This is a genomic window from Mesorhizobium sp. M0139 (genome assembly GCF_040322455.1).
In the GTDB taxonomy this organism is placed as follows: Bacteria; Pseudomonadota; Alphaproteobacteria; order Rhizobiales; family Rhizobiaceae; genus Mesorhizobium.
The window spans coordinates 66,153-89,721 of sequence record NZ_JAMYTN010000008.1 but is presented as its reverse complement, the minus strand read 5'-3'; the positions used below and the strand labels follow the sequence as shown (position 1 = coordinate 89,721).

The 23,569-nt window shown below is 62.9% G+C and carries 26 protein-coding genes; 13 read left to right on the top strand and 13 right to left on the bottom strand.

Features of this window, described 5'->3' with window-relative positions; all coding sequences use genetic code 11:
• The first annotated feature begins 66 nt into the window (after nt 1–66).
• Both NKJ58_RS15515 and NKJ58_RS15510 read left to right on the top strand, forming a co-directional pair.
• Nucleotides 67–1,509 carry an FAD-binding oxidoreductase gene (locus NKJ58_RS15515; RefSeq protein ID WP_023714084.1) on the top strand — a complete coding sequence of 481 codons (1,443 nt, stop codon included), beginning with the start codon at nt 67–69 and terminating at the stop codon, nt 1,507–1,509.
• Between the two features lie 3 nt (nt 1,510–1,512).
• Nucleotides 1,513–2,307, top strand: coding sequence for a FadR/GntR family transcriptional regulator (locus NKJ58_RS15510; protein ID WP_023714083.1), 795 nt, complete (start codon nt 1,513–1,515; stop codon nt 2,305–2,307).
• A gap of 322 nt (nt 2,308–2,629) precedes the next feature.
• Here the strand turns inward: NKJ58_RS15510 and NKJ58_RS15505 are convergent, their stop codons facing one another.
• Entirely contained in the window at nt 2,630–3,514 is an 885-nt protein-coding gene (locus tag NKJ58_RS15505; protein ID WP_031192922.1) for an AraC family transcriptional regulator, read from the bottom strand.
• Nucleotides 3,515–3,763: 249 nt separating this feature from the next.
• Here NKJ58_RS15505 and NKJ58_RS31495 point away from each other — a divergent pair, with 249 nt between their 5' ends.
• The 3 genes from NKJ58_RS31495 (at nt 3,764) to NKJ58_RS15495 (ending at nt 5,872) form a co-directional block, all read left to right on the top strand.
• Nucleotides 3,764–4,042, top strand: coding sequence for a hypothetical protein (locus tag NKJ58_RS31495; RefSeq protein WP_488492020.1), 279 nt, complete (start codon nt 3,764–3,766; stop codon nt 4,040–4,042).
• A gap of 217 nt (nt 4,043–4,259) precedes the next feature.
• Nucleotides 4,260–5,081 (top strand): HipA family kinase, encoded by an 822-nt coding sequence (locus NKJ58_RS15500; protein WP_156931487.1) that lies wholly within the window; start codon nt 4,260–4,262, stop codon nt 5,079–5,081.
• Nucleotides 5,078–5,872, top strand: a complete 795-nt coding sequence (locus tag NKJ58_RS15495; RefSeq protein WP_023735078.1) for a DUF3037 domain-containing protein — start codon at nt 5,078–5,080, stop codon at nt 5,870–5,872. The genes NKJ58_RS15500 and NKJ58_RS15495 overlap by 4 nt, the downstream gene beginning before the upstream one ends.
• 160 nt (nt 5,873–6,032) lie before the next feature.
• Here the strand turns inward: NKJ58_RS15495 and NKJ58_RS15490 are convergent, their stop codons facing one another.
• On the bottom strand, nt 6,033–7,046 hold the full coding sequence (locus NKJ58_RS15490; protein WP_280790512.1) for an NAD(P)-dependent oxidoreductase: 1,014 nt from the start codon (nt 7,044–7,046) through the stop codon (nt 6,033–6,035).
• A 2-nt stretch (nt 7,047–7,048) separates the two neighbouring features.
• On the opposite strand from NKJ58_RS15490, the gene NKJ58_RS15485 reads away from it, so the two are divergent.
• The 3 genes from NKJ58_RS15485 to NKJ58_RS15475 all read left to right on the top strand — a co-directional run bounded on the left by NKJ58_RS15485 (nt 7,049) and on the right by NKJ58_RS15475 (nt 10,378).
• On the top strand, nt 7,049–7,789 hold the full coding sequence (locus NKJ58_RS15485; protein ID WP_352853429.1) for a FadR/GntR family transcriptional regulator: 741 nt from the start codon (nt 7,049–7,051) through the stop codon (nt 7,787–7,789).
• 244 nt (nt 7,790–8,033) lie between these two features.
• Nucleotides 8,034–9,020 (top strand): aldo/keto reductase, encoded by a 987-nt coding sequence (locus tag NKJ58_RS15480; RefSeq protein ID WP_023714078.1) that lies wholly within the window; start codon nt 8,034–8,036, stop codon nt 9,018–9,020.
• A 209-nt stretch (nt 9,021–9,229) separates the two neighbouring features.
• Complete coding sequence (locus NKJ58_RS15475) at nt 9,230–10,378, top strand: extracellular catalytic domain type 1 short-chain-length polyhydroxyalkanoate depolymerase (protein ID WP_352518413.1); 1,149 nt, start codon at nt 9,230–9,232, stop codon at nt 10,376–10,378.
• Nucleotides 10,379–10,425: 47 nt separating this feature from the next.
• Here the strand turns inward: NKJ58_RS15475 and NKJ58_RS15470 are convergent, their stop codons facing one another.
• The 4 genes from NKJ58_RS15470 to NKJ58_RS15455 all read right to left on the bottom strand — a co-directional run bounded on the left by NKJ58_RS15470 (nt 10,426) and on the right by NKJ58_RS15455 (nt 13,201).
• Nucleotides 10,426–11,046 (bottom strand): hypothetical protein, encoded by a 621-nt coding sequence (locus NKJ58_RS15470; protein WP_352853426.1) that lies wholly within the window; start codon nt 11,044–11,046, stop codon nt 10,426–10,428.
• Between the two features lie 182 nt (nt 11,047–11,228).
• Nucleotides 11,229–11,834, bottom strand: a complete 606-nt coding sequence (locus NKJ58_RS15465; RefSeq protein WP_023698781.1) for a general stress protein — start codon at nt 11,832–11,834, stop codon at nt 11,229–11,231.
• A gap of 32 nt (nt 11,835–11,866) precedes the next feature.
• Entirely contained in the window at nt 11,867–12,619 is a 753-nt protein-coding gene (locus NKJ58_RS15460) for a DUF4142 domain-containing protein (RefSeq protein WP_352853425.1), read from the bottom strand.
• Nucleotides 12,620–12,880: 261 nt separating this feature from the next.
• Nucleotides 12,881–13,201 (bottom strand): hypothetical protein, encoded by a 321-nt coding sequence (locus tag NKJ58_RS15455; RefSeq protein ID WP_156935525.1) that lies wholly within the window; start codon nt 13,199–13,201, stop codon nt 12,881–12,883.
• On the opposite strand from NKJ58_RS15455, the gene NKJ58_RS15450 reads away from it, so the two are divergent.
• The 5 genes from NKJ58_RS15450 to NKJ58_RS15430 all read left to right on the top strand — a co-directional run bounded on the left by NKJ58_RS15450 (nt 13,200) and on the right by NKJ58_RS15430 (nt 16,188).
• Nucleotides 13,200–13,586 carry a hypothetical protein gene (locus NKJ58_RS15450; RefSeq protein WP_352463699.1) on the top strand — a complete coding sequence of 129 codons (387 nt, stop codon included), beginning with the start codon at nt 13,200–13,202 and terminating at the stop codon, nt 13,584–13,586. The two genes, NKJ58_RS15455 and NKJ58_RS15450, sit on opposite strands and share 2 nt — an antisense overlap.
• 201 nt (nt 13,587–13,787) lie before the next feature.
• On the top strand, nt 13,788–13,997 hold the full coding sequence (locus tag NKJ58_RS15445) for a hypothetical protein (RefSeq protein ID WP_023671091.1): 210 nt from the start codon (nt 13,788–13,790) through the stop codon (nt 13,995–13,997).
• A gap of 59 nt (nt 13,998–14,056) precedes the next feature.
• Entirely contained in the window at nt 14,057–14,326 is a 270-nt protein-coding gene (locus tag NKJ58_RS15440; protein WP_023726509.1) for a PilZ domain-containing protein, read from the top strand.
• Nucleotides 14,327–14,512: 186 nt separating this feature from the next.
• Nucleotides 14,513–15,061, top strand: a complete 549-nt coding sequence (locus NKJ58_RS15435; protein WP_352853477.1) for a dihydrofolate reductase family protein — start codon at nt 14,513–14,515, stop codon at nt 15,059–15,061.
• A gap of 692 nt (nt 15,062–15,753) precedes the next feature.
• Complete coding sequence (locus tag NKJ58_RS15430; protein WP_352853424.1) at nt 15,754–16,188, top strand: hypothetical protein; 435 nt, start codon at nt 15,754–15,756, stop codon at nt 16,186–16,188.
• A 311-nt stretch (nt 16,189–16,499) separates the two neighbouring features.
• On the opposite strand, the gene NKJ58_RS15425 is transcribed toward NKJ58_RS15430, so the two are convergent.
• The 7 genes from NKJ58_RS15425 to NKJ58_RS15395 form a co-directional block, all read right to left on the bottom strand.
• A complete protein-coding gene (locus NKJ58_RS15425) occupies nt 16,500–17,312 on the bottom strand; it encodes an SDR family NAD(P)-dependent oxidoreductase (protein WP_352853422.1) in 813 nt (270 codons plus the stop codon).
• Complete coding sequence (locus NKJ58_RS15420) at nt 17,309–18,298, bottom strand: sugar phosphate isomerase/epimerase family protein (RefSeq protein WP_023710875.1); 990 nt, start codon at nt 18,296–18,298, stop codon at nt 17,309–17,311. Before NKJ58_RS15420 ends, NKJ58_RS15425 begins: the two co-directional genes overlap by 4 nt.
• Before the next feature lie 26 nt (nt 18,299–18,324).
• A complete protein-coding gene (locus NKJ58_RS15415; RefSeq protein ID WP_352518411.1) occupies nt 18,325–19,092 on the bottom strand; it encodes an SDR family NAD(P)-dependent oxidoreductase in 768 nt (255 codons plus the stop codon).
• A gap of 39 nt (nt 19,093–19,131) precedes the next feature.
• Entirely contained in the window at nt 19,132–20,238 is a 1,107-nt protein-coding gene (locus NKJ58_RS15410) for an ABC transporter ATP-binding protein (protein ID WP_023817219.1), read from the bottom strand.
• Nucleotides 20,239–20,263: 25 nt separating this feature from the next.
• The gene (locus NKJ58_RS15405; RefSeq protein ID WP_023671100.1) at nt 20,264–21,169 is read right to left on the bottom strand and encodes a carbohydrate ABC transporter permease; all 906 of its coding nucleotides are present in this window, start codon (nt 21,167–21,169) and stop codon (nt 20,264–20,266) included.
• Nucleotides 21,162–22,097: a carbohydrate ABC transporter permease gene (locus NKJ58_RS15400; protein ID WP_023817220.1), complete on the bottom strand. Its 936-nt coding sequence runs from the start codon at nt 22,095–22,097 to the stop codon at nt 21,162–21,164. The genes NKJ58_RS15405 and NKJ58_RS15400 overlap by 8 nt, the downstream gene beginning before the upstream one ends.
• A 93-nt stretch (nt 22,098–22,190) precedes the next feature.
• The gene (locus tag NKJ58_RS15395; protein ID WP_023817221.1) at nt 22,191–23,456 is read right to left on the bottom strand and encodes an ABC transporter substrate-binding protein; all 1,266 of its coding nucleotides are present in this window, start codon (nt 23,454–23,456) and stop codon (nt 22,191–22,193) included.
• Nucleotides 23,457–23,569 lie beyond the last annotated feature (113 nt).

The window sequence follows — 23,569 nt, the reverse complement described above, 5'->3', positions numbered from 1 at the left end:
TTGTATGATAACACGACAACGTCGGTATTTGTCCAGTCGTTTTGCCGAGGGGCCTAGAGCCAATCCATGAATGCCGTCCTGCCAACCTCCGCATCGCAGATCGCAGCCCTGGCCGGCCTGCTGCCGAATGGCGGGCTGCTGACCGAGGAAGTGGATCTGGCGCGCTACAGCCGCGATTGGTCGGGCGATCATTTCGGCCGGCCGCTGGCCGTGGCGCGGCCCTCTTCGGTGGAGGAGATGTCGGCGCTGATGCGGTTCTGCCATGCCGAGCGCATTCCGGTGGTGCCGCAAGGCGGCCTGACCGGGCTCGTGGGCGCCGCAGTGGCGGCGGATGGCGGCGAGATCGTCATCTCGCTGGAGCGCATGAACCGTATCCGTTCGATCAGCCCGATCGACTTTGCCATGGTGGTCGAGGCTGGCTGCATCCTCGAGGATGCCAAGCGCGAGGCTGAAGCGAGCGACTGCCTGCTGCCGATCACCTTCGGCGCGCAGGGCAGCTGCCGCATCGGCGGCAATGTCGCCACCAATGCCGGCGGCTTCAACGTCCTGCGCTACGGGATGACGCGGGATCTGGTGCTTGGCCTCGAAGTGGTGCTGGCCGACGGCCGCATCTGGAACGGGCTGAAAGTGCTGCGCAAGGACAATCGCGGCTATGATCTGAAGCAGATCTTCATCGGCTCGGAGGGCACGCTGGGCATCGTCACCGCGGCGGCGCTGAAACTATTCCCCAAGCCGACGCAGATCGAAACCGCGCTGCTTGGCCTGCGCTCCGTCGAGGACGCGATGGCACTCTATGCAAGGGCGCGGCGCGATTGCAGCGATTTGCTCACCGCCTTCGAACTGATCCTGCGCGGCGGCATCGAGATCACCATGCGCGAAGGCCAGGATTTTCCCGATCCGCTCAGCCAGCCCTATCCCGTCTATGTGCTGATCGAGGTGTCCTCCGGCGGGCTGATCGACCTCTCCAACATGCTGCTGGGGTTTCTCGGCAGCGTCGAGGACATCGTCGAGGACGGCGTCATCGCTTCGACGCGGGCGCAAGCCGAGCGGCTGTGGCTTTATCGCGAGATCATGGTCGAGCGGCAGGGCAGGGGAGGCCGCTACCTGCGCACCGATGTGTCGGTGCCGATCTCCAGGCTTGCCGATTTCGTCACCGATGCGCTGGCCGCCTTGGAGAAAGCCCGGCCCGACGCGCTGGCCGTCACCTACGGCCATGTCGGCGACGGCAACATCCACCTCAACGTCGTGCCGCCGGAAGGCATGGGCACCGAGGCGATGGAACATCTGTTCGAGCAGGCGGAAGCCGAGATCTTCACCGTCGTCGATCGCTATGGCGGCTCTATCAGCGCCGAGCACGGCATCGGCCGGGTCAAGCAGAAGGCGTTCCTCGAACGCATCGATCCGGTGACGCTCAACCTCGCCGCCGGCATCAAGGACGCATTCGACCCGCGCCACATTCTCAGCAACGGCCGCATTCTGGCGTCCGCACCCGCCGTCGACTATAGGTGAGCGATGACGCTGAAACTCGACAAGGTCAATCGCGGCCCACACCTCTCCACTCTGGTGGCCAGTTCCATCTCGCGCGAGATCGCGCAAGGCCGGCTGAAGCCGGGTGACCAGCTGCCGACCGAGGCGGCGCTGGCAACCACTTTCGGGGTCAGCCGCAACGTGGTGCGCGAGGCGATCGCGCGGCTGCGCTCGGAAGGCCGAATCTGGTCGCAGCAGGGGCGCGGCGCCTTCGTGGTCGAGAGCAACAACCCGACGGTGCTGACCATCGACCATGAGACGCTGCAGCGCGCCGACTCGTTTCGCAATCTGTTCGAACTGCGTGGCATCCTCGAAGTGCAGGCGGCGGCCCTTGCCGCAAAACGGCGCAGCGACGCCGATCTCAAAGCCATGGGCGATGCGCTGTCCGGCATGCGCGCCGCCCCCTATGGCAGCGTCGCCTGGCTGCGCAGCGACCTCGAATTCCACCGCACCGTCGCCGAGGCGACGCGGAATTCCTACATGGGCCAGTTCCTGGTCTTCGTGTCCGAGCGGGTGCGCGAAAGCATTCTCGCCGCCGGCAACCAGCAAAAGTCGGACGACATGGCCCGCATCACGCTCGGCGAACATGAGCGCATCCTGAGAGCGATCCGTGCCGGCGACGCCGAAGGGGCGCAAGCCGCGATGCGCGACCATCTGGCGGGCGCGGCGCTGCGGGTGGGGTTGCATGAGGGGGAAGCTGCGGAGAAAGCGCCGGGGCCCGAGGCAGCGTCTCCGGTACGGCATTCGCGGTTGCGGAAGGCTGTGCGCGGGCAGGCTTAGGGATAGCCTCGCCTTGTCCGCGCGCTGGGCCAATCGCCTATGGCGGCGCTGACCCCCACTCCGTCTCGGCTTCGCCGAGCCACCTTGCCGGGGCGAGCCACGGGTCTCGCCCGTCCTTCGGACCCCCCATTTCATGGGGGATGAGGAAATGCCAATCTCCGAGATCGCAGCCCTTCAAAAGCTTGGGTTTCCTCTCCCCCACGAATGTGGGGGTAGAGGTGGCTCGGCGAAGCCGAGACGGAGTGGGGAGCGCCATATCAGATTTCACTCGGTCGTCGGCTCAACCAGCTCAGGGCCGGAGATAGGCCGCCACCCCACCGCGCTATTTCAGCGGCAGAAACAGCTCAAGCACCACCTCGCGCACCGGTCCATTCGACGAAAAGTGTCGCTGGCAATAGATCGGAAAGTCGCGCGCCTCCTCGCCGCTGGCCGGAAGCCATTCGCGGTAGAGGTAGAGCGCTGCCGGCTCGAGATTGTTGGTGTTGCCGGGGTAGCGCAGCACCGCGCAGCGTCCGCCGGGGATCACGCCGGCCTTCATCTGCGCGCCCTCGATCGGCCCATCCTCTACCGGCAGCTCGGTTCCGGCGCAGATGTCCATGCTGTAGTCGGCCGGGTTCGCCGGCTCCCTTTCGGAACGGAAGATGTTGAAGGTCGAGCTTGTCTCGGGCGAGAGGCCGGCCGCCTTTCGCCAGGCGATGAAGCGCTGGATGGTGTCAGGAAGCGTCGCCCGATCGCCGCGATGCTCCAGGATCGCCACCGGCGTGGGCGGCACATCCCGGATCATCACGTCGCCGGGTTCAAGAATTATCTGCATGAGCGTGGTCCTTGCTTTGTCGAGCGGCCCGAAGGCCATGAGCCACGCCCCCCAGTCGGGAGACTTCCGGAACGACGAAGGCGATTGTCCGAACCGCTGCCGAAAAGCGCGGGCGAAGGCATCCGGTGCGTCGTAGCCGGCATCCATCGCTATGTCGGTGACGCTGTGGGCGTCGCTCTCGGCCAACCGGTACGAAGCGCGTTTCAGGCGGGCGAGCTGGACATAGCGATGCACGGACACCCCGAAGGTGGACGTGAACTGCCGGTGAAAATGGAATTTCGAGAACGCCGCAACGCCGCTCAACGCTTCCAGGCCCAGATCGTCGTCGAGATGCTGGTCGATATGATCCAGCACCCGCCGCATCCGGGCATGGTAGTTTTCAAGTGGCGTCATCAAACGTCTCGTCCTGCGTGGCGACACCAGATAGGCGCGTCAGGGCATTTCGCGCTCGACCGATATTGCGGTTTGACACGGATGGATGGCTGTTCGCTAGGCGGGTGCTTGGAGGTGCGCCAGGTCTGCTCGAGAGCGATGCGGCTGCGGAGTCGGCATCACGGGCGCGAGGGGCAGCGTCTCCGCTGCGCATTCGAGATTGCGGAAGGCTGTGCGCGGGCGGGCTGACGGTCGAATTTCCGCCTTTGAATGTCCGGCGTTGAATGCCATATTCGTCGGATGGAAATGGATGCCTGCGAAATGAAGGTAGTCGATGGTTGGTCGTACCTCACGATCGACCAAGCGCTTGGTCTAAATCCCAAAATTCCGAAGCGTTGCCCAGAGTGCCATGGCGCTGTCCGTGCACACCGCGAAAGCAACAATGGGATGCGCGCTCATTTCGAACACATCGACGGCCATGATGGATGCTCACTGAAACCGCGAACCTTCTCAGGCAAACGGTCCATGCATCCTCACGCATTATCATGACCGATAAGCACCCGCACTGGCGACAGGTGAGACTGAGGATAAGAAGCTACTCGCCATACGCAACGCGCCGAAGCAGCTATCATAGACGCGACTGGCCAATGCCTGACCTATCAACAAACTAACCAAAACAAAGCAGTATGTTATACTTCGTGTACCCAAGACTCGATTCCGTTCGGGATGCGATGTATGCAATCCGAATTGGGATGGGTGGAGCATCATGGCTCTTGCATGTGGGGCGGTATGTCAGCCGGCGGAGGTGCGTCGGGAAATAGAGTCGTTTGGTTCAAGCACCAGCCCGATCCGGGTGGACACAGATTCAGGCGAGGGATTTCTCAAATCGATGGGAAATCCGATGGGTTCTGCGATACTTGTGTCGGAATTGGTGTCTGGAGAATTGGCTTCTTGGCTTGGCCTCAAGGTGCCGCCGTTTGCCATAGTCCACGACTGTCAAATAGACCTGACTATGGAAAGGAATGGGGCGCGCATGGTGCCGCCCATGTTCTTTTCACGCGCCGTTGATGGAACCCCACACGACGGAGGAGACACTTTTTTGTCTCGTCTCCGAGAGCCTGGTGACGTGGCGTTGCTGGTTGTTTTCGATACGTGGGTCCGCAATTGGGACCGGTTTTTTGATGGACAAGACAACGCCGACAACCTACTTTATGTGAAGGCTGAGGGGCGTCGTAAATACGATCTTGTGCCCATCGATCATTCAAGCTGTTTTATTGGGAATGACGTTGATTTTCCTATGGGGCCGGCCCCTGAGGCATGGGTCCTAGACCCAAATGTATATGGTAAGTTTCCGGCCTTCGATCCATATATCGACGCGAAGTCAGTCAAGCGCGCCGTCGAGAAGCTGTCTCAATTAAAGCGCGATTTCGTGGTTGAAGTCGTTAATTCTATTCCTGCACAATGGGGCTTTGGCCCCAACGCCGCGCTCTCGCTGGTCGATTTGATTTGTGAGCGCGGCCAATATGTGGTGAACACGATCTCAGGGCGATTGGTGGATGAACCGGAAATCCCGGGGTTGGTAAAATGATCCGAGAGTCACAAGGCTATTTTTCGCTCGTTCAATACTCAGAGTTCCCGGAGCGGGCTGAGTTTGTGAACATTGGCGTCATTGTGTTCGCTCATGCTTCGGTTTTTGTGAAGTTTAGCCATAGCCCGCGCCGCGCCGAGCAGGCGTTCAAAATCCATCTCGGTAACCATTTTCAGCACCTGAAAGAATCGATGGAAGGTCGATTGCGGTATGAATTTGGTAACGGCTGGGACAGGGAAAAGATCGAGAAATTTATAGGGCTCAGGTCTGGGAAGGTTCGCCTGTCCCCGGTTCGATCTGTGTTGGTTAAAGACCCCGAGAAGCTTGTCAGCGAACTGTTCGAAAAGCTGGTTGGTGAGGTACCCAGCTCGCCGCGCGGCCAAAGGCTGTCGACAAAACTGGCGCAAGCTTTTCGTTCTAATGGCGTCGAAGACTTCCTCGTGAAGCCTGACCCCGTCCATCTTTCCGGAGGCGTAAAGATCGAGGTTCCCTTTGCCTATCAGAATGGAGCCTTCAATCTGATTGACGCCGTGTCGCTTGCGGGTGACCCGGATAAGGCGCTCAACCGCGTCAGCCCGCATATGATAGAAGGCGAACTTCTTTACCAAGAAACCGCCCTTGATCGACCTGCTCGCTTAGTGGTGGTCGGGGACGATGCGCAGGCACAGGATGCGGAATTCGTAAACATGATTGCGGAGCAAATGGACCGCCACCATGTCCGATTCTATACCCTAAATGAGATCGAGCCGTTGGTTAGGGACATTCGCCAGAATTACGTCCTCCATCGCTAGTTCCGCGTTCGACGCCTTGCAATTTGTCAATCGCGGTTTCAAACCCCTTTCGCCTTCATATGCTTTAAGCTTCCGGGCGGCTCCGTTGAGCCGCTCGGATTTCACGCCAAGGGCTACAGGATGTAGGGACCGTTGGCTTGCGCCCGAATCCACCCGTTTTCTATTGGCCCGGTGATGTCGCCTCCACCAGCGACACCCCGTTCAACCCCGCAACAATATCCGACAGCGCCGGCACGAATTTCTCGCCGTGGCCGGTGGTGACCGCCGTGGCAAAGCCATTGCGCACCGCAGCGCCGATCGGGTTGGCCACGCCGGCTGATTGCGCGAAGGAGGCGAGGTAGGTCATGTCTTTCAGCGCGTTGACGATTGCGAAGCGTTGGGCGTTTTCGTTGCGGTTGAGGATGAAATCGAAGAAGGCCTGGTAGAAGCCGCAATCCATGCGGCTGCCGGAGATGACGCTGTTGAAGACCTGCGGCGTCAGGCCGGCTTTGGCGCCCAGCGTCAGCGCTTCGGAATAGATGGCGGAATAGCCCATCGAGACGAAATTGTTGAGCAGCTTCATGGTGTGGCCGCTGCCGGTCGGGCCGGTGGGAACGACGCGCGCGGCAAAGGCTTCGAGCACCGGGCGTGCGCGGGCGACCACTTCGGCCGCACCGCCGACCATGACGTCGAGTTTGCCTTCGGCGGCTTCCTTGGGCGTGCGCGCCAGCGGCGCGTCGATCAGCGTCATGCCCTGCTCCGCGAGGTCGGCGGCAAGCGCTGTCGTCGATGACGGGTTGGAGGTCGAGCAGTCGATGATCAGCAGCGGCGTCTTGGCCGAGGCCAGTCCGTCCGGGCCCTTGACCAGTGCCTCGACCTCGCGCGAGCCGGTGACGCACAGGATGACGATGTCGCAGGCAGCGGCGAGGTCGCGCGGGCTGGCCGCTTCAGTGGCACCGGCCGCAATCAGCCGGTCGGCTGCGGTGCGGCTGCGGTGGACATGCACCGTCAGCGGCCAGCCTTTGCGCAGCAGATTGTCGGCCATGCCGGCGCCCATGCTGCCCAGGCCGATGAAGCCGATGCGTTCTTTCATGCAATCCTCCCATGGCTCGTGCCAGCGGGCCGAACTTTCGTCACCTTGCGGCGGGCACCCGTCGATGCAATTCTTTGAACAAGAATCGAACCGGAGTGCCACCGATGGCGGAGCCCATGACTTTCGACGCCATACCGCAGGCGCCCAACCTGCGGACGGGTCTGGTCAACACGCTGATTGCGCAGATCGAATCCGGTGACCTTGCGCCGGGGCAGCGGCTGCCGACCGAGCAGGAGATTGTTGCTGCCACAGGCGTCAGCCGCACCGTGGTGCGCGAGGCGCTGGCGGCGCTGCGTGCGCGCGGGCTGATTACCACGCGCCAGGGGCTCGGCGCCTTCGTCGCCAAGGATCCGCCGCCGAAGACGTTTTCCGTGCTGCCCGACGATCTCGAATCGATCGACGAGGTGCTGCGCGTGCTCGAACTGCGCATGGGCATCGAGGTCGAAGCGACCGGCCTTGCCGCCGAGCGGCGCACCGCGGCGGCGCTCCAGCAGATGAGCGCGCGGCTCGCTGCGCTGGAAGCGGCGGTGCGTGCCGGCGGCTCCGGCTCGGAAGAGGATTTCGGCTTCCACCGCGCCATTCTCGCTGCGACGCAGAACCCGAATTTCACCCGGTTGTTCGACACGTTCGGCAGCGCCATGGTCCCGCGCCATTGGACGCGGCTCGACCGGATGACGGAGGCTGAGCGGGAAAAATATCTCGACCGCATGCAGCGCGAGCATCGCGCCATTCTCGGGGCAATCGAAGCCAGGGACGTCAATGCCGCGCGGCGCGCCATGCGCAGCCATCTGACCAAAAGCTATGCCCGCTTCGAGGATCTGCGCAACAAGGCTGTTCACGATTAGGGGGCCAACCACGGTTGACGGACTGCTCATCCGGCGACCCCGCCGAGATAGAGTTCGTGCATCAGCGAAATGTTCCTCCCGGCTCCCACTGTTGCAGTCTTACCCCGTTGTCATACAACCCTGTAATCTGGTAAATCCAGGGAAGAGGGATGTCAATCGCGTTGCCATGCGGTATGAGGCTCCCGGAAAAATCGCAATCATGGAGCCGGCATTGCCGGCGAAGCCGCAAATCAGGAACAGCGAGATGCATTCACGGAAATTTGGCCGTACCGGCAGATCAGTCAGCGAGATCGGCTTCGGCGCGTGGGCGATCGGCGCCGCCTGGGGCGAGGTCAATGATGACGATGCGGTCGCAGCCCTGCATGCCGCGCTCGATGCCGGCGTCAGCTTCCTCGACACCGCCGACGTCTATGGCGACGGCCGTTCGGAAAAGCTGATCGCACGGGTGATTAAGGAACGCGGTGGCGCGCGCCCGTTCATCGCCACAAAGGCCGGACGGCGGCTGCCGAAGCAGACCGTCGAAGGCTACAGCGTCGAGAACCTCAACGGCTGGATCGACCGCAGCCTGAAATACCTCGAGACCGACACGCTCGACCTGGTGCAGCTGCATTGCCCGCCGACCGATCTTTACTACCACCCGGAGGTGTTCGAGCGTCTCGACCGTTTGGTGGAGCAGGGCAAGATCCGCAATTACGGCGTCAGCGTCGAGCGTGTCGAAGAGGCGCTGAAGGCGATGCAATATCCCGGCGTCGTCAGCGTGCAGATCATCTTCAACGCCTTCCGCCAGCGCCCGGCCGAGCTGTTCTTCGACCAGGCGAAAAAGAACGATGTCGCCGTCATCGCCCGCGTGCCGCTGGCCAGCGGCCTGTTGTCCGGCAAGTTCAGGGCGGACACCAAGTTCGAGACCACCGACCATCGCCTGTTCAACCGCAATGGCGAAGCCTTCGATGTCGGCGAGACGTTTTCGGGCGTGCCCTTTGACGTCGGGCTGGCGGCGGTCGAGAAGGTGCGGCCGCTGGTGTCAGGCGACACCACCATGGCGAAATTCGCGCTGCGCTGGATCCTGATGTTCAACGCGGTGACGGTTGTCATCCCCGGCGCCCGCAATCCGGCGCAGGCGGTTTCCAATGCGGAAGCGGCTGAGCTTGCGCCGTTATCCTCCGAGTTGATGGCCAAGGTGAAGGCGGTCTACGATGAGCACATCAAGCCCTACGTGCATCAGCGCTGGTGAGCCAGCGCCTGCCGGCCTCGACCGGCTGACTGACAAGAGGTCGGCCGGGCGCAAATTGCGCTCGTCGTTACAAGCTGTGCAGCGGATCCTGTGATCCACCGGGTCATTTAATCGGTCGCGCCGCTTGTTATTGTGCAGTGCAGCAACGATATTGCTGCGTGTGCGTTGTGTGCACGAGTCTGCCCATTCCGGCGCGCAAGGATACCAATTTGCGAGACATATCCGATACGATCGCCCGGCTGAGCGCGATGCGCCGCCGGCCAGCCGGTGCAGGACAGAGCAAGGACGATCACCTGTCCGAGATGACAGGGTTCGGGTCCAATCCGGGCGCCTTGCGTGCGCGGCTTTATCTTCCTGAAAACCTGCCGAAGCAGGCGGCGCTGGTCGTGGTGCTGCATGGCTGTACCCAGACTGCCGCCGGCTACGACCATGGTTCCGGCTGGACCGAACTTGCTGCCGATCAGGGTTTTGCCGTGCTTTTCCCCGAGCAGCAGCGCGCCAACAACGCCAATCTTTGCTTCAACTGGTTCGTGCCAGGCGATATAAGCCGCGACAGCGGCGAGGCGCTGTCCATCCGCCAGATGATCGAGGCGGCGGTGGTCACTCACGGTCTCGACCGCAAGCGGATATTCGTCACCGGCCTTTCCGCTGGCGGCGCCATGGCGGCGGTGATGCTGGCGACCTACCCGGACGTGTTTGCCGGTGGCGCGATCATTGCCGGGCTTGCCTATGGCAGCGCCTCGACCATCCCCGAAGCCTTCGACCGCATGCGTGGCCATGGCGGACCGTCCAGAAGCGACCTGCAGCGTCTGTTGCGGGAAGCTTCGCCGCACAAGGGGCCGTGGCCGAGGATTTCGGTCTGGCAGGGCTCGGCCGATACGACCGTGGTGCCTTCCAATGCCGACGCGGTGCTGGCGCAATGGCAGGGCGTGCACGGCCTCGCTCAAGCGCCGACACGCACGGAAAAGGTCGACGGTCAGAGCCGAAAAGTCTGGTGCGATGGCAAAGGCCGCGACGTGGTCGAGGCATACAGCATTGCCGGCATGGGCCATGGCACGCCATTGCAGGCGAGCGGCGCCAATGCTCTCGGCAAAGCAGGGCCGTTCATGCTGGATGTCGGGATTTCCTCGACGCGCCACATCGCCCGTTTCTGGGGGCTGACGAAGCCAGACGTACGACGCGCGGCGAAAGCCGAGGCCGCTTCAGGCACTGCATTGCAGCCTTTCTCGCCGAAGGAAAAACCGCGAGCTGTCCGTGTCGATCCGGCCCCGGAGCCTGTCAATCCGCCAGGCGGTCCGGCGGGCGGGATTACCAAGGTCATCGAGGACGCGCTCAGGGCAGCGGGATTGATGCGCTGAGGCTGAGGCTCCCCCCGCACAAAGGACAAGGGCAAGCGCCAGCATCATTATCGCAGCAGGCCTTCGTCCTCGAACGCATCCCAGCCCTTCAGTCCGGGCGGCGGGCCATCCGTGTCCCGGGCGTTCCTCGCAGTGCGAGCCTGCCCGGTGCCCTTTCCCGCGCGCGTCAGCGCGGCCTTGCCCGCGCCGCGCCGCCTGTTCTCGGCGACCGCCTGGACATCCTGCTCTCTCCACACGGTTGCCAGATCGCGGTCCAGGACGTCTTCGATGTGGTGCGCGTCGAAAACGTGGAAGGTGACAGACTTTGATCGCCCACGCATCTTGACCGTGCGTGTGCCGGTGCTTTGCAGCCGACCGTCCTTGAGCCATTTGTGGCGCTCGCGCGAAGAGATCGTAAGGATATCCTCGACCTCGCGTGGAAGCACAGGCAGCGCCTCCACTCCCTCCAGTGTTTTGGAGATGCTGGCAGAGGCGGCCTTGAACGCTTTCGCTTCGGATTTCGACATTCGCAATGCGATGCGGCCCGTCTCGGCCTTGACGTGCTTCCTGACTGCCCATGGCAGCCGGGCTCTGACTTCACGTTCGATCCCCTTGGAGCGCACGGCGGACCCGAGTGTCGCTGAAGGCGACAGCGGCCATTCGGCAATCAGTTGCGGGGACGGGCTCATGCTTTCCTGGGGCTGGTTTCGTTGGTTCGACGTTAACACGGCAAGAGCCGGTCAAGCCAAGGCAACAGCGAAAAGGGGCAGGTCCGATGAGAACCCGCCCCTTATGGCCGAATCTGAACGTCGCTTGCAGCGCGCCGACAGCCCCCTTGGCCCCGCCGCATTCCGGGGGCGGGGCTCGATGATCAAAGTGGGCTGGCGTTGCGCGTTTTGTCGCGCTCGGCCTCGATGTCGGTGTAGGGGTCGGCATTGGCATCGAAGCCGGTCCAGCCATCGGCTTCGTAGGCGCGTCGGCGGTCTTGCAGATCGACCGAGTTGGACTCGCCAAGAATACGCTCGGCCTCGTCGGCGAGTTCGTCACTGACCCTGGCGGTCACCATCGTGCCACCGCGGCGAACGCCCTCGGCATAGACATGCGCATCCCTTTCGGGGACGCCTGACTCGGTCAGCGCCCCGACGATGCCGCCGGCAGCGCCACCGACGACCGCGCCGCCAACGGCGCCGACCGCGGTGGCGGCCAGCCATCCTGCGGCCACGACAGGACCGACGCCCGGAATGGCCATGATGCCGAGCCCTGTCAGAAGCCCGCCGGCGCCGCCAATGACGGCTCCGAGACCGGCGCCGCCGGCTGCATCCTCGGCGGCGTTGGAAGTGTCGCCGTCGTCGTACCAGTCATCCGAATTGTTGGCGACGATGCTGATGTCGGCCTGCGGCACGCCGATTGCCTCCAGTTCGCCGACGGCGTCGGAGGCATCATCGTAGTTGTCGAAAAGTCCGGTTACGGTTTTCATGGTCTTGATCTCCTCGTTCTGGTTCAGAGGGTTCAGTTCGCGCCGGCAACGACGTTGCCCTGATAATCGAGCGCCACGGTCGTGGTCTTGCCATCCTTGGTGGCCTGACCGCGCCAGATGCCCTGGTCGTCTTTGGTCAGCTTGGACACGCCGGAGAAGCCGGCATCCTGAATGCGGCTCTTCGCCTGATCCTCGGTGAAGCTGTTGGCACCCGGGACCGGGGCGGCCGGATTGGTGGTGTCGGTCGTGCTCACGGCCGGGGTGGTGGAGCTGGTGGTCGACGATGCATTGTCGGCGGAAGCGATCTTCTCGACCATTTCCTGATGCATTTTGAGCGTCGGCAAGGTCTCGGAGGCGAAGGTCTTCAACTGCGCGTTGTCGCCGTCCTTGGCATAGCTCTCGAACAGCGTGACCGCCTCCGAATGCGCATCGCGCTGCATCTGGACATAGGGCTTGTCGACGGCATCGTTGGCATTCTGCAGAGCCTCCAGATCGGCCTTGTGCTTGGCGTCCAGCTCCGTCGGCACTTTCAGCTTCTGTTCGCCGGCGATGGTCGCAAGCTTGGCGTTGGCGGCGCCGTGATCGTCGATCATCTTCTTGGCGAAATCCTTGACGCCTTGATCCTGCGCCTTGCCCTCGGCGATCTTGCTCGAATCCACCTCGAACATGCCGCCGATGGCGGCCTTGTCGACAAAGTCCTGAGCACTGTCGGCGGCGAAGGCGGGCAGGGCGAAGACCATGGCTGTGGCGGTGGCCAGCGAAGCTAGAAGAACACGTGTTTTCATGGACAGAGATCCTCGTTGGGGCACACATCGTGCTGTGAGCCTAACCAGTGCGGCCAAGCTTTGTTCCGCCGCCCAAGCGTTATAACCGGGAGGGTCGATGCCGCGATGATGGCCCCTCATCCTCGGCTTTTGCGCCTTTGCGATGTCGACGCGTGGCGCGGACGGCGACCCGCTCGATGGGCGCCTTGCAAGTCCATCGCAAAGGGAAACGAGGCCTTCGCCGCCCGCAAGTGAACACCGCCCGCGGTGGCCTATCGAGGTTCAGCGATCGTTGCGTTCGAGGCGGCGCGCAACCTCTGTTTGTGCGACCTGCAGCAGCGTGTCTATTTCGAACATCGCCGCCGCATGGCCGCCGTCGCGAATGACACGGCGGGCGCGGTGGAGCAGGTCGGAGACCGTCCGCAGCGTTTCAGCATGGCTCGATCGATTCGACAAATGCGTGCCCTCCATCAGCCACAACCGTTGGATCGGGAGAGTGTTCCCAAAGTTGGCGGCCGGCCGGGTGAATGACTGTGAGCGCAGGCGGCGGAACCATCCTTGTCCGTTGGCCGTTCCCCCTGCCTCAACGAGAGGAACAGCCATGGCCGACAACGACACCCCGAAGGATACCGCGAAGGAAACCCCGAAGGACACCCCGAAGGACACCCCGAAGATGTCCGCCCGAGAGGCCCAGGAGGCCCTGGAGAAGCAGGTTGCATCGCTGAAGCGCGAGATCAGCAAGATCAACCGGACGCTTGCCGACCGTGCAGAAGATGCCGTCGGCGAAGCCGGCGGCTGGTATGGCAGCGCGACCGAGCGCGCGGCACGGGCAACGCAGCAGCTGAGATCGCAGGCGCAGACGGTGTCCGAAGCCGTCCAGCAAAATCCCGGCACCATCAGCAGCGCTTTCGTGCTTGGCGGCATTGCCGGGTTGTTGATCGGCATGCTGCTCGGGCAAAGCCAGGAACGCGACCGAAGCTGGTTCTAGCGGCGTATCTTATGAATATTGCGCCCGCCGGCTTTGCTGGCGGGCTTTGTATGGACGCCAGATCACTGTGGCTTTGAGTGAAAAACTCCCCGCTCGGGTAAACGGGATTTGTGGTCGGCGCCGCCCGCGCGGCGCCCTCGACAGGTGAGTTGAGTTTCCCTGCCGCGGTCGTATGTTGTTGACCGTAGTGGAGGATCACAAATGCCCATTCGACGCAAAGCCACCGAGGCCGGCGTTTTGCAGCCATCCGAACTCGAGCTGTTGGGCCGTGTATTCGAGCAGCTTAAGCGCGACGGTCAGTCGCCCGAAGCACGCGACGCCATCGCATCCCGGATTATCGCGAACTATATGGCCGGCGTGGTCGACGAAGCCGAGCTCGTCAGTCTTTCGAGGCAACCGCTGGGCCGGTAGTGCGCTTTCCATCCCGGGTTCAGAAGAGTTTCAGGTCGTCAAATCAGAGGGATAAGGCAATGCCGGCTGACCCACCGATAGAGCGACGGTCGCATATCCGTGATCTTGTTCTGAAGGAAGCGACAATCCGCGTTGGCGACGCCAGTATCAATTGTCTGGTTTGCAACCAGCACGCCCACGGCGCGGAGCTACGGGTCAAGGCCGATATCGCAATCCCCGACCGTTTCGTGCTTCACGTGCCAGTCGATCATACCAGCTATCGCGCCGTGGTGCGGTGGAGACGGAACGAGCGACTTGGGGTGCAGCTTGATTCGGGAAGGCAGGCGTAGATGGCGGTAGCCGGACGGATCACCCTGCTGTTCAAGTCCAGGGTTGATGGGACAAGGCAGGGCGCGTTTGCGGCACGAACGCTTCTTTCCATGCTGCTTGCGATTTGCAATCAGTTGCTATAGCGTCTCACTGCTTGCAAATTACAAGCGGTTAATCCGTGAACCGACTATGTGAAGGCGCTGCTTATGGCCAAACTTATCTTGGGAATGAACGTTTCCATCGATGGCTATGTCGATGACCTTGCCGGAAATCTGGTCATGGGCGCACCAAGCCAGAAGCACTTCGAGTACTGGATCGAGACGATTCGCAACCATGCCGGCGCTGTGTATGGCCGCCGGATGTACGAGGTCATGCGCTATTGGGACGATGATCGCGCGGAATGGGATGCTTCGCTTCGCCAGTTCGCGACACTCTGGCGCAAGCTGCCCAAATGGGTCGTTTCGCGCACACTTTCACGGGTCGGCCCCAACGCCACCCTCATCTCCGGCGATATTGAAACGCAGATTCGCGAGATCGCGGCCCGCACGGAGGGTATCCTGAGCGTTTCCGGTCCGGAACTGGCCGGTCTTATGACCGGGCTGGGCCTGATCGAGGAATATCACCTGCACGTGAGGCCGTTCGTGCTCGGCAAGGGCAAGCCTTTCTTCCACGAGGCAAGGCCTGCGCTGCAACTGGTGTCGAGCACATTGATCGATGACGATACGGTTCATATGATCTATGTGCCGCGAGGCTGAACGATAAGGCGCTTCAGCGCCAACATGCGAACCAACACGTACGTTCGCAGTGGGCCTGGTCCCGGCCTTCGCACCGAGGTCTCACATGTCAGCTTGCGTGCTGGGTACCCAAGCAGCAGAGGGTCTGCTGTCGGCCGAAAATCTGCCGGTCAGCAATGCGCCCCATGCCGGTCAAAGAGGCCTTGCCGCCGTTACTCCATAAGCAGACATTGCAGACCTACAAGGACATCGCTTTTACGCCCGAAGCGCCGCTTCGGTTGGTCCTTCAGTGACCTGGCGGCCCAAGGGCGTCGTCCTCCACCGCCCGCCCTCGTCCGCAACTCACCGTTGCCAGCGGCTCTGCTCCTGGCCTTCCCGCGATGACCGAGCGGGTAGTGAAACATCATGGTCAAGCCTGAAAAGCAAGGTCCAACCTAGCCGCCTTTCCAGGCCTGCGTCATCATCGTCCAGCAGTTCAGGATCCTGCGTGCGCCAGCCGGGTCCGTCGGGTCGGCCGGCCGCACAGTTTTTTCATCCCGCTGGAACATTGGCGAAGGAATGCAGTTGGGGTCGCTGCAGATGCCGCCGCGTGGTGCCTGTGGGCGATTGGTGGCAACACCTGATCGGCCGCCGCTCCTTTACGAGGCGGCTTAGCGTGTGAGCCAATCCTGCAGCAAAGGCCTTGGGATTGGAACGACCAACAGGAGGCAGTCATGAAGCACCAGACACTCGATCAACTCCAGTCAGTCGCGGACATCAGTCCACTATCGCCGGCTCTGCTGGCTACAAGGACGCTACGGATAGAGCGGTGGGCGGAACTGCTCTATCGAAATCCGACGCGCTCCCTTGTGGCTCTCACCGGGACTGAGCATCTGCATCCCTCTGTCCGCGGAGAAGCGCGCGCGGTCGGATCGGCAATCAGTGTCGCCTTTGACGATCCACTGCTGCGTGCATCGGGCATGCAATCGGATACCTACGGGGAAGCCAGACGCTTCTTCGAACTCTCCGATTGGCAGTTGCATGAGATCGTCTGCAGTTGCCACACCGGCGCCACCATGCAGGCTGGCTGGGCCGCCGGGCGTGTCCGCAGGGTCCTCAATGGGAGCAAGATATTGGCTTGGCTGAGAAAAGGATTCATGCCGCACTGAGACACAGCGCTCGCGCCTGAAGAAGCATGCAGGCTCCAGCAGAGATTGCGTCGGCTCCGCGAAGGCATGGCTGACCTCAATGGAGTAGGGCGGCCGAGTTGCTTGCGACTTCAGAAATGACGTTCACCATTGCTTAGTGGACCTCTGGTGCGTCACATGTGCGCTTCGTCAGCGGTATAGCCTGCCAATCCCTCCACAGCCGTTTTGACGCTGCGAAAAGCTCGAGGCGTGAGGGGGCAATTTAACCCAGGAATCCCGAAAACGGACCTTCCGCTTTCGGCCCCGAAATTGAAATCCGAGGCACCCCGCCATCACCCCGGAAAGATCGTAAACCCGCCATCGACGCGGAGCACCTGCCCATTGATAAATCGTGCGCGGGGGCCGGCTAGAAAGGCCACCGCCTCGGCAATCTCCTCCGGCTCGGCATAGCGGTTCAGCGACTTCTTGCTCGAATCCATGCGCTCCGGATCGACCGTGCGGGTCGCCTGGAAGCGTGCCGTCTTCGTGGCGCCTGGGCTGACCGCGTTGATGCGCACGCCGTCGTCGATCAGTTCCTTGGCGAGACAGCGCGTGTAATGCACGACCGCGGCCTTCAAGGTGGAGTAAACGACCTCGGGCGAGCAGCCGAGATGTGCCGCCGCGGAGGCGATGTTGATGACGGAGCCGCCGCCGCGCTGCTTCATCGGCGGCACGAAGGCCTGGCAGACCAGCATCGTGCCGACCAGATTGTTCTCGGTGAGCACGCGGATGTCGTCCAGTTCGATGTCGAGGGCGTTGTTCGGGTTCGGCTTGCCGCCCTTGGCGCCGATGTCGCCGCCAGCGCAATTGACCAGCACATGGACGTCGCCGAGATCGGCCTCGATCCTGCGCTTCATCTCGGCCACCGCCTTCTGGTCGCCAATGTTGCCGGTCACCGACGTGACCTTCGTGCCGTGCCGCTTCAGGCGCTCGACCACTTCGCCGAGATTGGCGAACTCGCCGTACTTCGCCGGCGCTTCCTCGTCCATGTCGTGGATCGCGACATTGGCGCCGAGTTCGGCCAGGCGCTCGGCCATCACGCGGCCGAGGCCACGGCCGGAGCCGGTTACGAAGGCGGTCAATCCATCGAGTTCACGTGCCGTCATCGGATATTCTCCATCAGTTTGCGCATGTTGGCGGCGCTGCGCCGGATCATGTCGAGCTCATAGGAAACCAGTGAGACGTCGGCTTCGCGCTCCCAAGGCGTGCGGTAGTCGGCATCGTCGGGCAGCCGGTTGCGCTGCGCGGCCGCCAGGCAGGCGGCAAATTCGCGTGCCGTCTTCTGCGGATAGCCGCGCCACCAGTCGTCGCTGAGATAGCGGACATGCCGGGCCTCTAAGGCGCCCGGTTCGAGAACGGCGGTCATGCGATCGTGGTGCTGGCCAAGAATGGCGAACAGCTTGGCAAACGGCACCGCACCGTCGCCGATGGCGCAGCGGATCAGCCGGTAACCTTCGGTCGTGAACTGCACGCGGTAATCCTTGAGGTGGACATGGCGGACATAGGGGGCGATCACCTTCGTAAAATCGAGCGGCGCTTCGCCGACCGGGAACGTGTTGCCGGTGTCGAAGGTGACGCCCACACTGTCACCACCGAGGGCGCAGAAATCGACGAGTTCCCGGCTGGTAAAGTCCTGGTGGTTTTCGATCGCAAGGACATACCCTTCGGTATTCGCGCGGGGACCCCATTCCACCAATCGCCCCCGAATGATGCCGGCGTACTCGCTCCATTTTGCGCCGGCGGCGTTGCGGTCGCCGCAGAGAACCGGCGTCAGCGCCGTCCGGATGATTTTGGCCTTGAGCAGGCGCGCGGCCCGAAACGCATCGTCGAGCGGTTCGCCCACCAGCAGGCCGCCGCTGACGACCGGCGTGATGCCAAGGCCGGCGAGCCGTTCGCGCAGCGCGATCACCGCGTCGTCGGAAAGCTCGCTCAGCCATGGCACCCAGATCTCCAGCACGCGCGCGCCGAGTTCGGTCGCCAGTGCGATGAAACCTTCGAGCCCCGCAGGCTGCGGATTGGCGCGTGGCGTGCCGCGGCCCTGGAGGCCGAGATGATAGGTCAGGCCGTAGGGGTTCAGGCCGACCTCGAGCATGAAGCGATCCTTTGAGTCAGGTGTGGTCATCGCAGGCCGGCATCCACGGTGATCGACTGCTTGGTGATCATGCGGCTGTCGTCGGCGGCGAGGAACAGCACCGTGCGCGCGATCTCCTCGCCGAGCAGAACCTTGCGGATCACCTGGCGCTGCACGACCTGGTCGACCGAACCTTGGGTCTTGTACCAAAGCTCCCGCTGCCGGTCGGTGATGACGGCGCCCGGCTCGATGGCGTTGACGCGGATGTTGTCGGGGCCAAACGCCCGCGCCAGCGCGAAGGTCAGCCCGACCACCGCAGCCTTGGCCGCCGCATAGGGGGCCATCTCTGATGCGCCGAAACGCCAGGCGATCGAGGAAAAATTGACGATCGAACCAAAGCCCAATTCCTGCATGTGCGGATGCACGGCCTGGGCGGCAAAGAAGTGGTGCCTGAGGTTCACATCCTGGGCGTGGTCCCAGTATTCCTGCGTCACGTCGGCGACCGAGAGGCGATTGTCGTCGGCAGCGTTGTTGACCAGCACCGCGACAGGCCCGACGCGGTCGCGCACCGTGCCGATCGCGGCTTGGAGGGCGGGGATATCGGTCACGTCGCAGCGCAGGAACAGGGGCGCGTGCGCTGCCGCGGCGGCGAGGTCGCGGGCAAGCTGCTCGCCGGCCTCCTGCTGCAGATCGAGAAACGCGACGCGCGCGCCATTGGCGGCGAAGGCGCGGACCGTGTCGGCGCCGATGCCCGACGCACCGCCGGTGATCAGCACGACACGCTCGGACAGGCTCGGATAGGTGGCGAAGGACAAGGCGGAACTCTTTTCAGATCAAGCTTCGGTCAGATCGGGTCAGATCAGGCGTTGGGTCGTCGGGTCGAACAGGCACGCCCGCGCCATGTCGATGCCGAGCGTCACCGTCTCGCCCATAAGCGGCGTGCCGTCGGGGTCGAAACGGCCGGTGATCTCCTTGCCGCCCAGGCGCAGGACGGCCATGGTCTCCGCGCCTGTCGGCTCGACCAGTTCGACCACTGCATCGATCTGCGCGATGCCCGGCTTGCGGCGCGCAAGATCCGGATCGAAGCGGTAGATGTGCTCCGGCCGGATGCCGAGAATGATTTGTCGCGGCGTATCGGATGGGAGCGCCTGGACGATCGGCAGGCTGGCCGTCTTGCCATCGGCGGCCTGCAACACAACAGTGGCGCGACCGCCTTCCTGGCTCAGTTCCGCGGCCAAAAAATTCATCGCCGGCGAGCCCATGAAGCCGGCGACGAACATGTTGGCCGGACGGTTGTAGATCGTGGCCGGATCGTCGAATTGCTGGACCTCGCCCTGATGCATCACGGCGATGCGCGACGCCAGCGTCATCGCCTCGACCTGGTCGTGGGTGACGTAAACCGTGGTCTTGCCGACGCGGTGATGCAGCTTCTTGATTTCGGTGCGCATGTCGACCCGCAGCTTGGCATCGAGATTGGAAAGCGGCTCGTCGAACAGGAACAGTTTGGGATCACGCACGAGCGCCCGGCCCATGGCGACGCGCTGGCGCTGGCCGCCCGAGAGCTGTCCGGGCTTGCGGCCAAGCAGCGGTTCGATCTGCAGGAAGGCAGCAACTCGACTGACGGCCTCGTCCTGCTGCGGCTTCGGGACGCGGCGGCTTTCCATGCCGAAGGTGATGTTCTCGCGCACCGTCATCGTCGGGTAGAGCGCGTAGGACTGGAACACCATGGCGATGTCGCGGTCCTTCGGCGGCACCGAATTGACCAGCCTTCCGTCGATGCGGATCTCGCCGGAGGTAACAGATTCGAGCCCGGCGATCATCGCCAGCAGAGTGGACTTGCCGCAGCCGGAGGGTCCGACCAGCGCGATGAACTCGCCGTCCTGCGCCTCGAGATCGACGCCCTTCAGCACCTCGACCGCACCGTAGTTCTTGCGCAGCGATCGGATGGTCAATGTCGACATGCGATGCCCTTCACTTGATCGCGCCTCATTTGATGGCACCTTGCGTCAGGCCGCGCACAAAATACTTGCCGCCGAAGAGATAGATCAGCAGCGGCGGCAGCGCGCCGATCAGCACGGCGGCGCTCATGACATCGTAGGCGCGCACATTGGTGCCGCTTGCCGTCAGCGCGACGAGCGCTGCCGTGATCGGCTGTTGCTGCCCGGAGGTGAAGACGACGCCGAACAGATATTCGTTCCAGATGCCGGTGAACTGCCAGATCACCGTGACGATCAGGATCGGTGAGGAGAGCGGCAGAATGATCTTGCGGAAGATGCGCCAGAAGCCGGCGCCGTCGATGCGCGCCGCCTTGATCAGGTCGTCGGGGATGCTGACGTAGTAGTTGCGGCAAAACAAAGTGGTGAACGAAATGCCCTGGATGACGTGGATGAGGACGAGCCCGTAGACCGAATTGCTGAGGCCGAGATTGCCGAGGATGAACGCCCACGGCATCAACGAAATCTGGCCCGGAATGAAGACGCCGAGCAGCATGCAGGTGAACAAAGCTTCCGAACCTCTGAAGCGCCATTTCGACAGGATGTAACCGTTCATCGCGCCGACCGCCGTCGAGATGATCGTGGCCGGGATCGTCATCTTCAGGGAGTTGTAGAAGTTGCGCTGCATGCCCTCGCAGGTGCCGCCGATGCAATAGGTGCTCCAGGCCTGGCCCCAGGCATCGAGGCGGAAGCTGCGCGGCAGCGAGATCAACCCGTTGCGCGCGATCTCCTGCTGGTCGCGGAATGAATTCAGCACCACCACCAGCAACGGGACCAGGTAGATCGCCGCGAAGACGACCAGCAGCCCATAGATGGCGAAGCGGGTGAGAAAATGCCGGCGCGACGCGACTGCGGCAGCGCGACGGTCGAGCGACTGGTCCAGGGAGACGTCAGCCATGGCCGGCTTCCTTGCGCCGGCGCCAGACCACCCAGAATGAATAGGGCACCAGCACCACGGCAACAGCGGCAAGCATCATGATGGCGGCGGCCGCACCTTCGCCGATCTGGCCGCGTTGGAACATCAGGTCATAGACGTAGATGGCGGGGAAGGTGGTCGAGATCCCCGGGCCGCCTTTGGTCAGGGCCGCCACGAGGTCGAAGGTCTTGATGGCGAACTGGATCTGGATGACGGCGACCGCCAGGAAGATCGGCGCAATGGTTGGCAGAAGCACCTTGCGATAGAGGCGGAACGTCGATGCGCCGTCGATCTGCGCGGCCTTGACGAGGTCCTGATCCACCGAGCGCAGGCCGGCCAGGAACAGCGCCATGGCAAAGCCCGAGGCCTGCCAGACACCGGTGATGATCACCGCGTAGATCGCATAGTGCCGGTCGCTGGCGAGTGCGAAACTGAAGCTCGCCCAGCCGAAACCGCGCACCATGGCCTGGATGCCGTCGGTCGGATTGTAGAGCCAGCTCCAGACCGTGCCGGTGACGATGAAGGAGACGGCCAGCGGATAGAGGAAGATCGTGCGCCAGGCCGCTTCGCCGCGCACGCGCTGGTCGATCAGGATCGCCAGCAGCAGTCCCACCGCCATCGAGCCGACGATGTAGAAAGCGCTGAAGAAAAACAGGTTGTTGTAGGCGATGTTCCAGCGCCGGTTCGCCCACAGCGACGCGTAGTTGTCCAGGCCGACGAAGCCGTAGGTCGGCAGCAGCGAGGAGTTGGACAGCGAGATATAGAGCGTCCAGCCGGTGAACACGAAGATGTAGACGAAGCTCGCCACGAGAGAGGGGCCGAGCACCAGCAAGGGCATCGCGGAGCCCAGCCGCTCGCGCCAGGGGCGGGCGGGCGCCGGTACCGACAGGATCAGGTCGTGATTTGACATTCAGAGCACGGAGATTGGCAGAGCACAGGACTGGCGGAGCGCGGGACCGGGATGGCGGATGCCCGGGTGCGGATGGCGCCCGGCCATTGCCATCTATTTCTGTGCTTCCGCCGCGTCGGCCATCGCGTTGGCGCCATCCTCCGGCGACATGTCCGGCGTCGCCACGAACTCGGTAATGGAGTCCATGATCGCGCCGCGCATCTTCTGCGGGATGGTCATGTTGTGGGCCATCGAGCGGACCAGTGTGCCGTCCTTGATCGAAGCCTGGAGATCCTTCTGCGAGAGCTGCTGGCACGGATTGAAGCCCTTCGACAGATCGATATCCAGGCGTGCGGGGATCGAGCCCTTGGCCTGGTTGAAGACCGTCTGGAAGTCGGGCGACAGGATCAGGCTGGCCAGCAGCTTCTGGCCGTCGATGTAATCCTGGTCCTTCTGCTTGAAGAACACGACCGAGTCCGAGTTGAGGATGAAGCCGGGTTTGCCCCAATCGGTCGGCGCCTGGGCGCAGACATAGTCGGTGCCTTCCTTGAAGCCGGCGGCGGTCAAAAGGCCGATCGTCCAGTCGCCCATGATGTGGAACGCCGCGTCGCCCTTGCCGACGAGCGCCGACATCGAATCCCAGTCGCGGCCGACCATGCCCGGATCCATGTACCTGCTCGTCATCAGGCGCATCTGCGTGAAGGCCTTGACCATCCCCGGGCTGCGCATGGACTCGACATCGCCTTCGACGAAGGCCTTGCGGTAGAGATCGATGTCCTGGCCGTAGAGCACGACCTCGAACACCGTCGAATCCGTCCAGTCGGCGGTCGAATGCGAGATGCAGATCTTGCCTGTGGCGACGATCTTGTCGCAGGCGGCATTGAACTCGGCCCAGGTCTTCGGCATTTCCGCCACGCCGGCCGCCTGCATGACCTTGGGCGAGGCCCAGAGCCAGTTGATGCGGTGGATGTTCATGGGCGCGGCGACCCATTTGCCGGTCGGCTTCATCACCGGAAGCAATTCCGGCGCCACCACTTTCTCCCACCCTTCCGAGGCCGCCAACTCGTCGAGATCGGCGGTCATGCCGGTCTCGTTCCATTCGGCGATCTCAGGGCCCTTGAGCTGCACGGCAGGCGGGGCATTGCCGGCGATCACGTCGGCGCGCAGCTTGGCCAGCGTATTGGCGGTGTGGCCGGCAATCGAGGTCTGTTCCCATTTGCCGCCCTTGGCCGTGAACATCTCGCCGAGCTTGGCGATCGCCTGGGCGTCCGATCCGGTCGCCCATTGGTGCAAAAGGTTGGTCTTGGGCTCGGCGAAGGCTGTTCCGGCGAAAAATGTGCACGCAGCAGCGGCCGCAAGCGCGGTCATGACGGACTTCATCGTTTCACTCCCATATCGTGTTGCACGGTTCGTCTCGACCGCTTATGGCCGCGGTTTGAAGCCGCCGCCGGCGAGATGCGTCAATCTCGAGTTCTTTCCAAGATGACATATTG

Excerpts from the sequence above, each read along its gene's own strand:
- NKJ58_RS15460 (WP_352853425.1), bottom strand. The coding sequence starts at position 12,619 with ATGAAAACACGTGTTCTTCTAGCTTCGCTGGCCACCGCCACAGCCATG.
- NKJ58_RS15470 (WP_352853426.1), bottom strand. The coding sequence starts at position 11,046 with ATGAGCCCGTCCCCGCAACTGATTGCCGAATGGCCGCTGTCGCCTTCA.
- NKJ58_RS15480 (WP_023714078.1), top strand. The coding sequence starts at position 8,034 with ATGCATTCACGGAAATTTGGCCGTACCGGCAGATCAGTCAGCGAGATC.
- NKJ58_RS15510 (WP_023714083.1), top strand. The coding sequence starts at position 1,513 with ATGACGCTGAAACTCGACAAGGTCAATCGCGGCCCACACCTCTCCACT.
- NKJ58_RS15495 (WP_023735078.1), top strand. The coding sequence starts at position 5,078 with ATGATCCGAGAGTCACAAGGCTATTTTTCGCTCGTTCAATACTCAGAG.
- NKJ58_RS15440 (WP_023726509.1), top strand. The coding sequence starts at position 14,057 with ATGCCGGCTGACCCACCGATAGAGCGACGGTCGCATATCCGTGATCTT.
- NKJ58_RS15505 (WP_031192922.1), bottom strand. The coding sequence starts at position 3,514 with ATGACGCCACTTGAAAACTACCATGCCCGGATGCGGCGGGTGCTGGAT.
- NKJ58_RS15455 (WP_156935525.1), bottom strand. The coding sequence starts at position 13,201 with ATGGCTGTTCCTCTCGTTGAGGCAGGGGGAACGGCCAACGGACAAGGA.
- NKJ58_RS15395 (WP_023817221.1), bottom strand. The coding sequence starts at position 23,456 with ATGAAGTCCGTCATGACCGCGCTTGCGGCCGCTGCTGCGTGCACATTT.
- NKJ58_RS15465 (WP_023698781.1), bottom strand. The coding sequence starts at position 11,834 with ATGAAAACCGTAACCGGACTTTTCGACAACTACGATGATGCCTCCGAC.
- NKJ58_RS15400 (WP_023817220.1), bottom strand. The coding sequence starts at position 22,097 with ATGTCAAATCACGACCTGATCCTGTCGGTACCGGCGCCCGCCCGCCCC.
- NKJ58_RS15410 (WP_023817219.1), bottom strand. The coding sequence starts at position 20,238 with ATGTCGACATTGACCATCCGATCGCTGCGCAAGAACTACGGTGCGGTC.
- NKJ58_RS15515 (WP_023714084.1), top strand. The coding sequence starts at position 67 with ATGAATGCCGTCCTGCCAACCTCCGCATCGCAGATCGCAGCCCTGGCC.
- NKJ58_RS15445 (WP_023671091.1), top strand. The coding sequence starts at position 13,788 with ATGCCCATTCGACGCAAAGCCACCGAGGCCGGCGTTTTGCAGCCATCC.
- NKJ58_RS15405 (WP_023671100.1), bottom strand. The coding sequence starts at position 21,169 with ATGGCTGACGTCTCCCTGGACCAGTCGCTCGACCGTCGCGCTGCCGCA.
- NKJ58_RS15420 (WP_023710875.1), bottom strand. The coding sequence starts at position 18,298 with ATGCTCGAGGTCGGCCTGAACCCCTACGGCCTGACCTATCATCTCGGC.
- NKJ58_RS15450 (WP_352463699.1), top strand. The coding sequence starts at position 13,200 with ATGGCCGACAACGACACCCCGAAGGATACCGCGAAGGAAACCCCGAAG.
- NKJ58_RS15425 (WP_352853422.1), bottom strand. The coding sequence starts at position 17,312 with ATGACGGCACGTGAACTCGATGGATTGACCGCCTTCGTAACCGGCTCC.
- NKJ58_RS15430 (WP_352853424.1), top strand. The coding sequence starts at position 15,754 with ATGAAGCACCAGACACTCGATCAACTCCAGTCAGTCGCGGACATCAGT.
- NKJ58_RS15500 (WP_156931487.1), top strand. The coding sequence starts at position 4,260 with ATGGCTCTTGCATGTGGGGCGGTATGTCAGCCGGCGGAGGTGCGTCGG.
- NKJ58_RS15435 (WP_352853477.1), top strand. The coding sequence starts at position 14,513 with ATGGCCAAACTTATCTTGGGAATGAACGTTTCCATCGATGGCTATGTC.
- NKJ58_RS31495 (WP_488492020.1), top strand. The coding sequence starts at position 3,764 with ATGTCCGGCGTTGAATGCCATATTCGTCGGATGGAAATGGATGCCTGC.
- NKJ58_RS15485 (WP_352853429.1), top strand. The coding sequence starts at position 7,049 with ATGGCGGAGCCCATGACTTTCGACGCCATACCGCAGGCGCCCAACCTG.